The organism is Myxococcus sp. AM009 (genome assembly GCF_013372605.1).
Classification (GTDB): domain Bacteria; phylum Myxococcota; class Myxococcia; order Myxococcales; family Myxococcaceae; genus Myxococcus; species Myxococcus vastator.
Genome location: NZ_JABXEP010000002.1, coordinates 80,578 through 96,065 on the forward strand (window position 1 = coordinate 80,578; position 15,488 = coordinate 96,065).

Here is a 15,488-nt window from a genome sequence, read left to right on the forward strand (position 1 = left end):
CCGTCGCGACAGGGGTCAGGGCGCCTGGTTTCGATGGGGGCCCGGAGAATCTCGTGGGTTGGGCTCATGTTTTCGCTCCTCATGTTCCGAGGTGCGATGTGCAAGGCACATTCCTCCTGGCGCCGCTGCGCGGCGGCCCCGCCCGCGTGTGCCTCGCGCCCCGGAGGGCCGCTGGTGGCCTGGTGGATGACGCGTCACGCAGCGCCCGTGACGCGTCAGCGTCATGCCCGCACGCAAGGGCAGCGCCCCGACGGGCGTCCGCCGGGTGCATGGCACACCCGCAGTGGGGGCCTACTCACGAAGTCTGGTCGCGTTGACGTCGGGCTGTACCTGTGTTCAGGCTGGCCCTGGAGGTAGCCATGGCCCCGCAAATCAGCCTCGACTTCGCCACCGAGTGCGCGGCGCACCCGGCGCTGGCGCCCTTCCATCCGGTGGTTCGCCGCTGGTTCGCCGAGCAGCTGGGCGAGCCCAGCCGTCCCCAGGTGGAGGGCTGGCCGCTCATCCAGGCAGGCCAGGACGTGCTCATCGCCGCGCCCACGGGCAGCGGCAAGACGCTGACGGCGTTCCTCGCCGCGCTGGATTCGCTGTTCCGGCTGGCGCTGGAGGGCACGCTGCCGGACTGCACGCAGGTGCTCTACGTGTCGCCGCTCAAGGCGCTGGGCAACGACGTGCAGAAGAACCTGCTCCAGCCGCTGGAGGAGCTGCTCGCCCGGGCCCGCGCGGAGGGCTTCCAGCCCCATGAGCTGCGCGTCCAGGTGCGCAGCGGAGACACGCCGGCGTCCGAGCGCGCGCAGATGGTGCGCCGTCCGCCGCACATCCTCATCACCACGCCAGAGTCCTTCTACCTCTACCTCACGGCGGAGAAGGCCCGCGCCACGCTGCGCGCGGTGCGCACCGTCATCGTGGACGAAATCCACGCCCTGGCGCGCGACAAGCGGGGCAGCCACTTCGCCCTGTCGCTGGAGCGGCTCAAGGCGCTCACGGATGTGCGGCCCCAGCTCATCGGCCTGTCGGCGACGCAGAAGCCGCTGGACGCCATCGCCGGGTTCCTCACCGGCGCCGCCCACCGGGACTGCAAGCGGGTGGAGGTGGGCCACCTGCGCCCGTGGGATTTGACGCTGGAGATTCCGGACGCGGAGCTGTCGTCGCTGGCCAGCCACGAGATGTGGGGGCAGGTCTATGACCGGCTGGTGGCGCTGACGGGGACGCATCGGACGACGCTCGTCTTCGTCAACACGCGGAAGATGGCGGAGCGCGTGGCGCACGACCTGGGTGAGCGCCTGGGCGAGGGCACCGTGGCGGCGCACCACGGCAGCATGTCGCGCGAAATCCGGCTGGCCGCGGAGGAGAAGCTGAAGTCCGGGCAGCTGCGGGCCATGGTGGCCACCGCGTCGCTGGAGCTGGGCATCGACGTGGGCAACGTGGACCTGGTGGTGCAGCTGGGCAGCACGCGCGCCATCTCCGTGCTGCTCCAGCGCGTGGGCCGCGCGGGCCACCACAAGGCGGCCATCTCCAAGGGCATCCTCTTCGCGATGACGCGCGACGAGCTGATGGAGTGCACCGCGCTCCTCAACGCCGTGCGCGAAGGTGATTTGGACGCGGTGCGGATTCCGGAGAAGCCGCTGGACGTGCTGGCGCAGCAGATTGTCGCCGCGTGTGCCTGTGAGGAGTGGGACGAACGCGCGCTCTTCAGCCTCTTCCAGCGCGCGTATCCGTACCGGAACCTCACCTGGGAGGAGTACCAGGGCGTGCTGGAGTTGCTGTCCGAAGGCGTTGCGGCGCGCCGGGGCCGCGCGGGCATCCACCTCCACAGAGACAGGGTGAACCAGCGCCTCAAGGGTCGGCGCGGCGTGCGCATCACCGCGCTCACCAATGGCGGCGCCATCCCGGACACCTTCACCTTCAACGTCACCGCGGAGCCGGAGGGCAAGGTGGTGGGCACGCTGGACGAGGACTTCGCGGTGGAGTCGTCGCCCGGGGACATCTTCCTCCTGGGCAGCACCGCGTGGCGCATCCAGCGCGTGTCGGGCAGCACGGTGCAGGTGGAGGACGCGCGCGGCGCGCCGCCCAACGTGCCCTTCTGGCGCGGCGAGGCGCCGGGCCGCACGGACGAGCTGTCGCTCCAGGTGGGCCGCCTGCGCGAGGCGCTCACGTCCCGCGAGGACGCGCCGGCGTTCCTCCAGAAGGAGCTGCGCATGCCGCCGCCCGCGGTGGACGCGCTGATGGGCTACCTGCGTACGGGGCAGAAGATGCTCGACGCGGTGCCCAGCCACACCACGGTGGTGGCCGAGCGCTTCTTCGACGAGGCGGGCGGCATGCAGCTCATCATCCACGCGCCCTTCGGCAGCCGCATCAACCGCGCGTGGGGCCTGGCGCTGCGCAAGCGCTTCTGCCGCTCGTTCGACTTCGAGCTCCAGGCGGCGGCGACGGAGGACGGAATCCTCCTGTCGCTGGGCGAGCAGCACTCCTTCCCGCTGGCGGAGATTTTCGACTTCCTCCACCCGGACCATGTGGAGGAGGTGCTGGTGCAGGCGGTGCTCCAGGCGCCGATTTTCGGCACCCGCTTCCGGTGGGTGGCCACGCGGTCGCTCGCGCTGCACCGGATGATGGGGGGCAAGCGCGTGGCGCCCAACCTCCAGCGCGCCCGCAGTGAGGACCTGCTGGCGTCGGTGTTCCCGGAGCAGGTGGGCTGCCAGGACAACCACGGCGGCGGCGACCTGGAGCTGCCGGACCATCCGCTGGTGAAGCAGACCATGGATGACTGCCTGCGCGAGGCCATGGACGTGGACGGCCTGCGCGAGGTGCTGCGCGGCATGCGGGATGGCCGCATCCGCCTGCTGGCGCGCGACGTGCCGGAGCCCAGCCTCTTCGCGCACGCGATGATTCACAGCCAGCCCTACACCTTCCTGGATGACGCGCCCGCCGAGGAGCGCCGCGTGCGCAACGTGGCCCTGCGCCGCGCCATGCCCGCCGAGGACGTGACGGCCTTCGGCGCGCTGGACGCGACGGCGATTGCCACGGTGGTGGCGGACGCCGCCCCGCCCATGCGCGACGAGGACGAACTGCACGACGCGCTGTTGCAGTTGATTCTGCTGCCCGCCGAGGAGGTGCCGCGCGGCATGGCGACGCCTCTGTTCGAGCAGGGCCGGGTGGCGTGGATGGACCTGCCCGCGGGCCGCTTCCTGGTGTCGGCGGAGCGGGGCAGCGCGCTGCGGGTGCTCTTCCCGGACGCGCCCATGCAGCCGCCGCTGCCGGTGCTGGCGCATGACCGGCCCGTGGAGCGGGACGCCGCCGTGCTCCAGGTGGTGCGCGGACGCATGGAGATGCTGGGGCCCACGACGGTGGCGGAGTTGGCCCGGCTCGTCGTGCTGGACGAGGACTCCGTCAACGCGGCCATGCATCAGTTGGAGGCCCAGGGCAACGTGCTGCGCGGCCGCTTCCGCCCGCTGGAAGTCCCGCTGACGGATGGGGCCAGCGCGCCGCTGGAGTGGTGCGACCGGCGCCTGCTCCAGCGCATCCACCGGCTGACGGTGGGACGGCTGCGCAAGGAAATCGAGCCGCTGAGCGCGCAGGACTTCATGCGCTTCCTCTTCCGCTGGCACCACCTGGAGGAGCTGGACGCGCTGCGCGGCTCCACGGGGCTGCTCAAGGCGGTGCGGCTGCTGCAGGGCTATGAGGCGCCAGCGTCCGCGTGGGAGCGCTTCTTGCTGCCCGCGCGCATGCGCGGCTACACGCCGGACCTGCTGGAGCGGGCCTGCTACGCGGGTGAGGTGGCCTGGGGGCGGCTGACGACGAAGGAAGCGAAGCCCACGCCAGGGCCACGCCGGGGCGCGCCGGTGGTGCCGCCGGAGCCCGCGCCCCCGCGCTCGCGGGCGTCGCCCACGCGCAACGCGTCGTTGACCTTCACCTTGCGCGAGGACCTGGAGTGGATGCTCACCGCCGCGCGGCCTCACGCGGTGCTGGCGGATGGGGACGTGTGGACGCCGCCGGACTTGAGCGCGCCCGCCAGGGACGTGGTCGCGGTGCTGGAGCGGCGCGGGGCCTGCTTCTTCCAGGACCTGGTGTCGCGCGCGCGCAGGCTGCCCGCCGAAATCGAGGACGCGCTGTGGGAGCTGGTGGCGCGCGGGCTGGTGACGGCGGACGCGGTGCAGAACCTGCGCGTGCTCCAGAGTCCGGCGCACCGCAAGCGGCAGAAGCTGCTCCAGCGCGGTGGCCCGGGCCGCTGGAGCCTGCTGGCGCCCGCGGAGCCGAAGTCGCAGGACGAGGTGCTGGACTCGCTGGCGCGCCTCTTCCTCCAGCGCTACGGCATCGTCTGGCGCGACCTGGTGATGCGCGAGGCGCTGGCGCCCACGTGGCGCGAGCTGCTCTTCGTGTACCGCCGCATGGAGGCGCGCGGCGAGGTGCGCGGCGGCCGCTTCGTGTCGGGCTCCGTGGGCGAGCAGTTCGCGCTGCCGGAGGCGGTGGACATGGCGCGCTCGGTGCGCCGTCAGCCACCGTCCGGTGTGCGGGTGCAGTTGTCCGGGGTGGACCCGCTCAACCTCACGGGCGTGGTGACGCCCGGGCCGCGAGTGCCGGCGATGCCGGGCAACGTGGTGACGTACGTGGACGGCGTGCCGCGAGATGTCGGCGCACTGGACGATGCGGCCGACGGCAACGTTGGCGAGGACACGGAAGACAGCAGCGAGGCCATGGCGAGCTGAGCGGCGCGGCCCCGTCGGGCAGTGGATGTTAGGCTGTCGCCTCTTTCGTGTTCTTCCGAGGGGTCGCCTGAATGCGTCGCCTGCTGCTGCTGGGACTGTTGCTGCTCTCCGCCACCTCCTGCTCTGGAGACGATGAAGACCCGGGGGAGCCGCCATCCCAGACCGGGCGCATCCAGGGGGCGCTGACGCCCTTCCGGGGCAGCGAACGGTCCGCTGGCGACAGTGCCTCCCAGACGGTGCGCTCGCCGTTTCGCGCGGGTGCGCTGGAGACGCTGAAGGGGACGCTGCGGGAAATGCACGCGGGGCGGGCGCGCGAGCCGCGGGGGGCGCCGAAGGCCGTGCCGGGGCTCCCCATTGTCCCGTCGCAGCCGGGCGCCGCGCCGCTCGAGCGGGCCTCGCACGAGGACCCCACGATTCCCGGGGACGTCATCCTCCGCTTCGAGGAAGCGGGCCTGTCGACGGAGCGCGTGCTGGCGGCGGTGCGGCGCTCGGGCTTCCGCGCGGTGCACAAGGGCTACGCCAGTGAATACGTGCACCTGGTGGGCTACGAGCCGCTGGATGGCAAGGCGGTGACGGCCGCGAAGACGCAGGAGTGGGCGGCGCAGCTCGCCCGGGTGCCGGGCGTGACGTACGCGGTGCGAAACGCGCGGATGCGGGCGTCGGCGGCGCCCAATGACCGGGGCTACAGCCTTCAGTGGCACTACCCCACGCTCAACCTGCCGGCCGCATGGGACCAGGTGCCGGACGCGTCCAACGTGGTGGTGGCCGTCCTGGACAGCGGCATCGTCGCGCACCCGGACCTGACGAACGTGTTGCCGGGTTACGACATGATTTCGGACCCGGAGAACGCGGGTGACGGCGACGGCCGGGACAGCAACCCGCGGGACGAAGGCGGGGACACGCCCAACGGTGGTTCTTCGTGGCACGGCTCGCATGTGGCGGGCACCATCGGCGCGGACACGAACAACGAGGTGGGCGTCGCGGGCGTGGCCTGGAACGCGAAGCTGCTTCCGGTGCGGGTGCTGGGGAAGAAGGGCGGCACCAGCTTCGACATCGCGGCGGCCATCACCTGGGCCACGGGCGGCAGCGTGCCGGGCGTGCCGCCCAATCCCAACCCCGCGAAGGTGGTGAACATGAGCCTGGGTGGCAGCGCGCCGCCGCAGGCGCTGTACCAGGACGCCATCGACGCGGCCTTGGGGCGCGGGGCCATCATCGTCGTCGCCGCGGGCAACGAGGACGTGGATGCGCGCAACAGCACGCCGTGCAACCAGCAGAACGTCATCTGCGTGGGCTCCACCAGCCTGGCGGGGCAGCGCAGCAGCTTCTCCAACTTCGGCGTGGACGTGGACGTGGTGGCGTCCGGTGGGGAGATGCGCGAGGACCTGAACGGCGACGGCTATCCGGACGGCGTGCTGTCCACGGTGTTGGATGAGAACGGGCAGCCGGCCTACATCTTCTCGCAGGGCACCAGCATGGCGGCGCCTCACGTCGCGGGCGTGGTGGCGTTGATGGCGGCGGCGCGGCCGGACCTGACGGCCGCGGTGGCGGAGAGCACGCTGAAGGCCACCGCCACGCCGCTCACCAACTCGCAGTGCCCGGAGGGCTGCGGCGCGGGGCTCGTCAATGCGCGCGCGGCGCTGGCCCGCATCGCCAACGTGGACCCCGGCACGCTGGACCCCCAGCTCAACGTGACGACGTCCACGCTGTTCTTCCGGGGCAGCGGTACGCAGCAGCTCACCCTCAACAACGTGGGAGGAAACCGGGGCGGCGATTTGACGGTGTCGGCCAGCGTCAGCGGGCCCAATGCCTCGGCGGTGACGTTCCCGCAGGGGGACTCGGTGCGGGTGCCCGCCTTCGGCTCGGCCTCGCTGAGCGTGGCGGTGGATGCCTCCGGGCTGGCGGGCGCGGACACCGTGGTGACGCTGAGCCTGGTGGGCTCGGGGGCGGCGGGCTCTGCGACGGTGGCGGTGAAGATTGGCGTCGCGGGGGCTGCCAACGACCTGGACGCCCTCATCGCGTTCGTGTGGCAGGACGCGCGAGGGAAGTGGCAGGCCTCGGAGGACGCCATCGCCGTCGCGCGCGCGTCGGGGGGCTACGCGTACAGCATCTCCCTGGCGCCGCGGACGTACTACGCGCTGGCCACCATCGACGACGACCAGGATGGCAACTTCTTCGAGGACGGTGAGCGCACCGGCTACTGGCGCAACGTGGACTCCTTCGAGCCGCTGGAGGTGGAGGCGGGCGACCGCATCGAGAATGTGAGCTTCGACCTGCTTCCCCTTGCGCCCATCGATGATGACCCGGCGCTGGTGGTGGGCAGTGCGTGCGGCTCCAACGTGGACTGTCCCGGGGGCGTGTGCGTGACGGACTATCCGGGCGGGTACTGCTCCCTGGATTGCACCCGCTCCGCGTGTCCAGCGGGCTCGCGGTGCTACATCGTGGACTCCACCTCGGGCCTCAAGGCCTGTCTGGCGACCTGCACGCTGCAGGTGGGGACGGGGCAGGGGGATTGCCGCTCCGGGTACGTCTGCTACCGCGACGGCACGGGTTCGGGGGCCTGTCAGCCCAACTGCCGCACCTCCGGCCTGACGTGTGGGGTGGGACGGACGTGTCTGGCCAACGGCTTCTGCGGCTGAGGGTTGGGCCCATCAGCGGCACTCCCGCTCCCGGAACACCACGCCGTCCGACTTCAGTCGCGCCGCCGCGTCGACGAAGCGTTTCGTGGCGAGGATGACTGTCCATGCGTCTTCCATGCGGAAGAGGTCCATGTCCGCGGGCAGGGAGGATGCCTGGAGGATGATGGGCTGGGGCAGGTCGAACGGCTCGTTACCGCAGGTCAGGCAGGCTGAAAAGGTCGACGCAGGGATAGGCGAGGGCGGGGGAGCCGCCTCCCGCGCGGCATGTCGGGCAGGGCTGTACGCCCGGTAGCCCCCAGCGGTGAATGGCGTCAATGCTGCCCGTGTAACCAGCGGCCGTATCTTCCTCGACTTCAAATACCTTCACGAGCATTCCTGGAGATGAACCCGTGGATGTCCACGCCATTCCTGGACACTGGCCGTGACGTCTGGAGGCCGCTCGGGCGCCCGTGTCCAGGACGCCCGAGGGGTAGGGCGGTGGACACTTGTCCACCACTCCCGGTTCCCATGGGGCAGCGACGGCGGCATCGTGCAGGCACCTTGTCCTTGATGCAGCGACTGAAGAGTGAGACGCGCCCGCACCACGAGCGCACCGAGGCGCAGGTGCGGTTGATGGACGCGGACCTGACGCCCTCGGCGTACCGCCGCCACCTGGAAGCGCTTCACGGCTTCTACGTTCCGCTGGAGGCCCGGCTCGCCGGGCTGGGGCTGGAGGCGATTGCCGGCCTGTCCATCCACGCGCGCTGGAAGGTGCCCCTGTTGAAGGAGGACCTCCGCGCGCTCGGCCATGACGACGCCTCGCTCGAACGGCTGCCTCGCTGCGGGGAGTTGCCCTCACTGACAGGCGTGCCCGAAGCCCTGGGCTGTCTCTACGTCCTGGAGGGCTCCACGCTGGGCGGCCAGCTCATCCTCCGGCACCTGCGCCGCCACTTCGACGGCGTGCCGTCCCTGGGCGACTTCTCCTTCTTCCGCGCGTACGGAGACGACGTCGGGCCCCGGTGGCGTGCCTTCGGTGACGCCGTCAACCAGGCCTCCGTCTCCGCCGCGGGAGACGCCTTCGACGCCCGCGTGGTGAAGGGCGCTCAGGACACGTTTGACGCCTTCGCTGCCTGGCTGCGGCGGGAACAGGCACATGCCTCCGTCTCCGCCTGACCTTGACCTGGGCCAGTGCGACCGGGAGCCCATCCACCTGCTGGGAGGCATCCAGCCTCACGGCGTGCTGGTGGCCTTCCCTGCGGCGTCATCCCGAATCGAGGTGGTGAGCGCCAACACGGAGGCCCTGCTGGGCGCGGCGCCCTCCGCGCTGCGAGGGCAGCCCATCACCAGCGTCCTGGACGCGGAGACGTTGCGGCGCGTGCGGGCGGGCTCTGTCGCCGGGCCCGTGGTGGTGGAGGCCGGAGGGCGTGCCTGCTCCGCGCTGCTGCATGTCAGCGGCGGCTTGTCGGTGCTGGAGCTGGAGCCCCTCACGGCGGAGGGCGCCCTCGCCGACGAGGCCGCGCTGTCCGCCATCCACGCGCTGGTGTCGCCGCTGGGGCAGGGGCGGGGGACGTCCTCGCTGCTCCAGGCCGCGGCGGACGGCGTGCGGTCGCTCAGCGGCTTCGACCGCGTCATGGTGTACCGCTTCCATGCGGACTGGCACGGCGAGGTGGTGGCGGAGAGCCGGGCCGCGAGCATGGACAGCTTCATGGGGATGCACTTCCCGGCCAGTGACATCCCCGTGCAGGCGCGGGCGCTCTACCGCCGCAATCCGCTGCGCCTCATCGCGGACGTCCAGGCGAAGCCCGTGGGCCTGGTGCCGCCGACGTTGCCGGACACGGGCCAGCCGCTGGACCTGTCCGGCGCCGCGCTTCGCAGCGTGTCCGAGGTCCACCTCGAATATCTGCGCAACATGGGGGTGGGCGCTTCCTTCTCAGTGTCGCTGCTGAAGGACGGCGAGCTGTGGGGCCTCATGGCCTGCCACCATTCGTCACCGCGTCACGTCTCCGCCGCGCGGAGGCAGGCCTGTGAGGTGCTGTCGCGGCTGCTGGCGCTTCAGCTCGCCACGGAGGAGCGCGGCGCGGACGCGGCCTCGCGCGCGCATCGTGCGGCGCTCCTGGGCCAGCTCGTCGAGGGCTTGGGGGATGGCGCGTCGCTGCCCGTCGCGCTCGAAGCCCGCGGGGCGCAGTTGATGGCGCTCACCGGCGCCACCGGCGCGGCGCTCCTGCTGGGCGAGCGGCTTGACCCGGAGCAGGTCGAGGCGCCGTTGCTCGTGGGCCAGACGCCCACCCCGGAGGAAGTCCAAGCGCTGGCCACGCGGCTGGCGGGCCTGCCCGCCGCGAGCGGGACCCTGCATACCGAGCGGCTGGGCACCTGGCACCCACCCCTGGCCGGACGCGCGGACGTGGCGGCGGGTGTGCTGGCCGTCCGCCTGGACCCTCAAGCGCCTCGCTTCGTCCTCTGGTTCCGGCCGGAGGTGGCGCGCACCGTCACCTGGGCTGGCAACCCGCACAAGCCCGTCCAGCCCGAGCCCGGTCGAACGCGCCTGCATCCCCGGGCCTCATTCGATGCGTGGCGCGAGGAGGTGCGAGGCGCCAGCACACCCTGGACGCAGGCGGATGTGGACGCAGCGGAGTCCTTCCGGGGCGCCCTGGTGGGCGTGGTGCTGCGCCATGCCGCGGAACTGGCCCGGCTGTCGCGCGCGCTGGCTCGCTCCAACGAGGAGCTGGAGTCCTTCAGCGGCACGGTGGGGCACGACCTGCGCGAGCCGCTGCGCGGCATCCAGCAGTACACGTCCTTCTTCCTGGAGGACCACGGCGCGTCGCTCACGGGAGAGGGCCGCGACCAGCTCCAGTCCGTGGTGTGGCTCGCCCGCCGGGCGCAGTCGCTGTTGGAAGACCTCTTCGAGTACAGCCGGCTGGGCCGAATCGAGCTGGCCTGGCGCGACGTGGACATGCATGCGCTGGTGGAGGAGGCCGTGGCCGTGGTGGCCCCCCGGCTCCAGGAAAGGAAGGCCGAGGTGCGCCTGCCTCGCCGCCTGCCCCGCGTCGCCTGTGATGCCGTCCGCATCCGCCAGGTCTGGGAGAACCTGCTGGCCAACGCCGCCAAGTACCAGGCCGCGCCTCCACACTGGGTGGAGCTGGGCTACCACGGGCCCGGCGAGGCGCGTCCGCCAGCGGCGGCACAGCATGACGCGCCCTACGTTTTCTTTGTGAAAGACCCGGGCATCGGTATCGCCTCACGGTTCCACGAGGCCATCTTCGACATGTTCCGCCGGCTGCACTCCGTTCAGGCGTACGGCGGAGGCACGGGCGCGGGGCTGGCCATCGCGCGGCGGCTGGTGAGGTTGCACGGCGGCGAGCTCTGGGTCGACTCCTCGCCGGGACAAGGCGCCACCTTCTACTTCACGTTAGGAAGAGGTCCGGCATGACAGCGCTCCGCTCACTCCTCCTGGTGGAAGACAGCGATGCGGACGAGCGTGCGTCCAGGCCCGCGCGGCTCCCGCACATGCCGGAGCCGGCGGGGGCGCGGCTCGGGGCGGCGGCGACATGACCCCCGTCTTGCGCGCCCTGCTGGTGGACGACAACCCCGCGGACTGCTTCGCCGTGCGGCGTGCCCTGGAGCGCGACGACGAGCAGACATGGGTGCTGGAGGCCGTGTCGTCGGCGGAAGACGCCCTGGAGCGCATCGCCGCCGAGCCGCTGCTGGACGTGGCGCTCCTGGACTTCCACCTCCCCGGCATGACGGGGCTGGACCTGCTGCGCGAGCTGCACGTCCGTGGCGGCGGCCCGCTGCCCGCGATGGTGATGCTCACCGGCAGTGGCAACGAGCGTGTCGCGGTGGAGGCGATAAAGGCGGGGGCGCAGGACTACCTGGTCAAGGATGCGTACAGCGCGGAGCGGCTGCGCCGCAGTCTTCGGGCCGCGGTGGACACGGTGCGCATGGTGCGCGAGCTGGAGGAGCGCAGGGCGCAGGCCGCGCGCGCGGAGCGGGCCGCGTGCGAGGCGCTGGCCGTGCGCGACGAACTGGCCGCCCTGGCCACGCATGACCTCAAGGGGCCGCTGCAAATCGTGGCCCTCAACGCCCAGCTGCTGCAGCGCCAGCTTTTGAAGAGCGAGCTGGGGGCCGCGCAGGCGTCACGGTTGGAGCACATCATCCGCGCCACGCAGCGCATGGGTGAGCTCATCGACGACTTCCTGGGCGCCACGCGCACTGACGAGCAGCCCTTGGACCGGGCGCCCATGGACTTGCTGGCGCTGGTGCGTTCCAAGGTGCATGCCATGGAGGCCTCCGGCCGGAACCACTTCGTGCTGCATGCGAAGGGCACGGACTTCACCGGCCAATGGGACCCCCGCGCCTTGGAGCGCGTGCTGGAGAACCTGCTGGGCAACGCGGTGAAGTACAGCGCCGCGGACACCACCGTCGCGGTGACGCTGTCGGTGGAGGCGGACGGCTTGGAGGAGCGCGTGCTGCTTCAGGTGACGGACGAGGGCATGGGCATTCCCGCCGAGGACCTGCCCTTCGTCTTCGAGCGCTTCCGGCGCGGTCGCAACGTGGCGCCGGGCGTCACGGGCAGCGGGGTGGGGCTGGCCAGCGCGCGCCGCATGGTGCAGATGCACGGCGGCACCATCCATGTGGAGAGCCAGGAGGGCCGCGGCGCCACCTTCATCGTGACGCTTCCGCGCGGCGCGGCGCGGCTGGCGAGCGTCCAGACGGCTTCGTCGACGCCCTGATTCAGCGCGTTACAGGACGGCGGGCGCGCTGCCACGCAGCATGAAGTACACGACGACGCCCGTCACCGACACGTAGACCCAGATGGGCGCCAGCCACCGCGTCACCTTGCGGTGCCGGGTGAAGTCCTTGCGCCACGTGAAGTAGAAGGCCACCAGCGCCATGGGCACCACGGGCATGGACAGCAGCACGTGGCTGGCCAGGATGCACAGATACAGCCCGCGCCAGTCCCCCACATAACGCGTGTCGCCATGCACGAAGTGGTAGGACAGGTAGCAGACCAGGAAGAGCGCGGACGCGGTGAAGGCCGACACCATCAGGTACTGGTGGACCTGCCGCGCGCCCCGTTTGATCGCCACCCACCCGCCGATGAGCAGCGCCGCGGCCGTGGCGTTGAGGCCCGCGTTCACCGCCGGGAGGAAGCGCAGGTTCACCCCGTCCACCGGGCCGCCGCCGCGCACCAGCAGAATCCAGCCGATGAACGCCAACGCCAGCGCGGACACCACGGCGGTGAAGATGAAGAAGGCCCGGTCACTCACACGGGGCGGCAGCGCGGCTTGGGCGGCGTTCGACATGGGGCCCTATGTCTCGCGCGGCGGGCTTCGTTGCAACCCTTGCTAACTGGCTGACACCATTGGGGACTGCATGTGGGATGAAGTGTTTCATAAGGCGTTGCTGGATCTTGAAACGGTAATTCCTGCATACTGAGAATGGTCCCCCCCGACCCCCCCTTCCGGAGGTCCCCGTGCTCCGTGTGCGTTACCTTGCCTGCCTGGCTGGTGCCGCCTTGCTGCTGGCCCTGCCAGCCTCCGCTCAAGAGGAGGCTGTCTGTTCACCAGTCGTCGCGAAGGTGCCCCTGGAACGGCACCTCCGGCAGCTGTCGCTGGACCTGCTCGGCCGTCCTCCCACCTATGAGGAGTACCAGGCGGCCCAGGCCAAGGGCTCCATCGACGTGGAAGACATCCGCGCGATGATGACGAAGGACGAGTTCAACGCGCGCATCCGCCATTATCACCGCGCGTTGCTGCGCTCGAATCTCTCCGGGAGCCTCAACAACAACCAGAACTCGCGGATGACGGGTAACGGCATCACCACCGCATATGGCGTGGCCGGCAATCCCGCCACGATGCTGCGCGGCGCGAATGGCGCGACGTGTGACTCCGACATCGCGCAGGACGAGTGCCTCACGGCGGCGCAGCCGGACGCGCACGCGGCGCCGCTCACCGCGCAGCCCCGGACGAAGTGCCACGACGATGAGGGCGTGCCGCTGGCCGTCAGCTACGACTACGACACGAACTACTTCGCGTGTACGCCGCTGGCGCCGACCACGCCGGATGGTACGGCGAAGTGCTCGGACCTGCTGAGCACCAGCCACCCGCAGCACAAGTACCTCTTCTTCTGTGATCAGCGCGGCTCGGGCAGCAGCGCCGGGGCCTTCATCTGCACGCCGGACCCGAGGAAGACCACGACCCTGGCGCTGACGGTGGAGGAGATGGATGGCACGAGGATCAAGGCGTTCAAGCACCCGAACCCGGACTCCAGGCCGGCGCTGACCGAGCTGAAGCGCTGCACGCTGGATTTGGAGCTGCGCAACGGCCTCAAGGGCAACTACGGGGTGCAGCGCGGCTGCGTGCTGCGCGAGGGCTTCGTGAACAAGCCCGCGCCCTACTGGGCCACCGACAAGACGCCGGAGAGCGTCAAGGTGTGCGCCATCAACGCGCAGGAGCGCACCCACAACCCCTGGAACATGGCGTCCTGTGAGACGGCCCGCTTCTCCTCCGACCGCAGCTGCGGCTGCGGCGTGGGCATGCGCCGCTGCGAGGTGCCCGCCATCGCCGCGCAGGACATCAAGGACGTGCACGGCCTGCGCGTGGCCGCCTTCAACGAGGAGCCCCTGCGCATCGCCGAGTCGGTGGTGCAGCGCGACGAGCCCTACTTCAACATCCTCACCACGCGCCGCTCGTTCGTGAACGGCACCCTGTCCGAGTACTTCCGGAGCCAGCAGGGCGTGGGCGTCTTCAACGTGACGACGCCGGCCGCGCCGGGCGCCGTGCCGGCGGTGGCCTTCAACGACACGGAGGCGTGGACGGAGTACACGCGTGACGAGGGGCACGCGGGCGTGCTCACCACGCCGTCCTACCTCTACCGCTTCCCCACGCACCGCGCGCGGGTGAACCACTTCTACGAGGCCTTCCTCTGCAAGACGTTCGCGCCGCCGACGGGGGCGTCATCCCCCGCGCCGGAGGACGCGTGCAACCGCGAGAACAACCTGGCGGTGCGCTGCGGCTGCAACTACTGCCACGCCACCATCGAGCCCACGGGCGCGCACTGGGGCCGCTACGCGGAGCGCTCCGCGCAGTTCCTGGCGCCCGACCAGTTCCCTCGCTACGACCCGAAGTGCCGCGACTGCGCCCTCAACGGCGACACCAACTGCGGCGGTGAGTGCAGCCAGTACATCATGCAGGCGTACGACGGTGACGGCGCCAGCAGCCTGGGCATGCTCAAGACGTACCTGTACCGCACGGCGGACGAGGAGCAGAACATCGAGGCCGGCCCCGCGCTGCTGGTGCAGAAGATGCTCCAGTCCGGGGATTTGGAGCGCTGCACGGTGCGGCGCGTGTGGACGGAGTTCCTCGGCCGCCCGATGACGGCGGAGGAGCAGCGCATGTACCTGGTGCCCTTCGCGCAGGACTTCGCGCGCAACGGCCACCGCCTCAAGGCGCTCATCGAGCGCGTGGTGACGTCCGACGCCTACCGGAGGATTGACTGATGCGCCGCCTCGTCTTGACCGCCGCGCTGCTCGCGCTGGCCACCGGTTGCACGAAGGATGACACGCAGTCCGCGGACGGCATCATCGAGCCCATCCCCAACCCGCATCAGCCCGGCGACTTCACGCCGCTGCCGGACCCGGAGGCCCAGGACGGCAGCGTGGGCCGCGCGCCGCGCCGCCTCACCGTGGCCCAACTGGACGCCGCCATCATCGAAGCGGTGGGGCAGCGCTGGAGCGAGCTGGACTCGCGCGCCACGTCCATGGGGCGCGCGGACTACGCCCTGGTGGTGAGCGAGAACACCGAGCCCAACCTGGTGTTCGCCAAGTTCCTGGAGGACGGCGCGCGCAAGGTGTGCCTGAACCAGGCGTCCGCGGAGCTGCGCATGACGGACGCGTCGGCGCGCACCATGGGGCGGCTGCTGCCTGAGAAGTGGGATGATTTGACGAAGCTGACCGACGCGGAGGTGCGCGCGCAGCTCGTCTACATGTCCACCCGCTTCTGGGGCGCGCCGCTGGCGGGCGAAGAGCTCACGAAGTGGACGTCCTTCTTCACCCAGGCCGCGGCCCGGGTGCAGACCCTGGCCTCTTCCAAGCGCCATGAGACGTTGGCCGTGGTGTGTATCGCCATGCTGACGGACCCGCGCTTCATCACCTACTGACGCTCGGAGTGACTGC

Annotated in this window: 10 protein-coding genes; 7 read left to right on the plus strand and 3 right to left on the minus strand. The window is 71.0% G+C overall.

The features are described 5' to 3' along the window. Window positions 1-359: 359 nt before the first annotated feature. A complete protein-coding gene (locus tag HV824_RS01170; RefSeq protein WP_176422463.1) occupies window positions 360-4,700 on the plus strand; it encodes a DEAD/DEAH box helicase in 4,341 nt (1,446 codons plus the stop codon). A 71-nt stretch (window positions 4,701-4,771) separates the two neighbouring features. Next, complete coding sequence (locus tag HV824_RS01175) at window positions 4,772-7,336, plus strand: S8 family peptidase (protein WP_176422464.1); 2,565 nt, start codon at window positions 4,772-4,774, stop codon at window positions 7,334-7,336. A 12-nt stretch (window positions 7,337-7,348) separates the two neighbouring features. Here HV824_RS01175 and HV824_RS37075 read toward each other — a convergent pair whose 3' ends face one another. Both HV824_RS37075 and HV824_RS01180 read right to left on the minus strand, forming a co-directional pair. Then, on the minus strand, window positions 7,349-7,567 hold the full coding sequence (locus tag HV824_RS37075; protein ID WP_368738002.1) for a double-CXXCG motif protein: 219 nt from the start codon (window positions 7,565-7,567) through the stop codon (window positions 7,349-7,351). Then, on the minus strand, window positions 7,527-7,742 hold the full coding sequence (locus HV824_RS01180; protein WP_306465539.1) for a double-CXXCG motif protein: 216 nt from the start codon (window positions 7,740-7,742) through the stop codon (window positions 7,527-7,529). Before HV824_RS01180 ends, HV824_RS37075 begins: the two co-directional genes overlap by 41 nt. A gap of 143 nt (window positions 7,743-7,885) precedes the next feature. On the opposite strand from HV824_RS01180, the gene HV824_RS01185 reads away from it, so the two are divergent. The 3 genes from HV824_RS01185 (at window position 7,886) to HV824_RS01195 (ending at window position 12,045) form a co-directional block, all read left to right on the plus strand. Beyond that, entirely contained in the window at window positions 7,886-8,488 is a 603-nt protein-coding gene (locus tag HV824_RS01185; protein WP_176416975.1) for a biliverdin-producing heme oxygenase, read from the plus strand. Further along, entirely contained in the window at window positions 8,469-10,742 is a 2,274-nt protein-coding gene (locus HV824_RS01190; RefSeq protein WP_176416976.1) for an ATP-binding protein, read from the plus strand. The genes HV824_RS01185 and HV824_RS01190 overlap by 20 nt, the downstream gene beginning before the upstream one ends. 118 nt (window positions 10,743-10,860) lie before the next feature. Then, entirely contained in the window at window positions 10,861-12,045 is a 1,185-nt protein-coding gene (locus HV824_RS01195; RefSeq protein WP_176416977.1) for an ATP-binding protein, read from the plus strand. 9 nt (window positions 12,046-12,054) lie between these two features. Here HV824_RS01195 and HV824_RS01200 read toward each other — a convergent pair whose 3' ends face one another. After that, a complete protein-coding gene (locus HV824_RS01200; protein WP_163783281.1) occupies window positions 12,055-12,618 on the minus strand; it encodes a DUF420 domain-containing protein in 564 nt (187 codons plus the stop codon). A gap of 170 nt (window positions 12,619-12,788) precedes the next feature. Between HV824_RS01200 and HV824_RS01205 the strand changes: the two genes are divergently transcribed. Both HV824_RS01205 and HV824_RS01210 read left to right on the plus strand, forming a co-directional pair. Beyond that, the gene (locus HV824_RS01205; protein ID WP_176422465.1) at window positions 12,789-14,813 is read left to right on the plus strand and encodes a DUF1585 domain-containing protein; all 2,025 of its coding nucleotides are present in this window, start codon (window positions 12,789-12,791) and stop codon (window positions 14,811-14,813) included. Continuing rightward, the gene (locus HV824_RS01210; protein ID WP_176416980.1) at window positions 14,813-15,472 is read left to right on the plus strand and encodes a hypothetical protein; all 660 of its coding nucleotides are present in this window, start codon (window positions 14,813-14,815) and stop codon (window positions 15,470-15,472) included. Before HV824_RS01205 ends, HV824_RS01210 begins: the two co-directional genes overlap by 1 nt. Window positions 15,473-15,488: the final 16 nt, after the last annotated feature.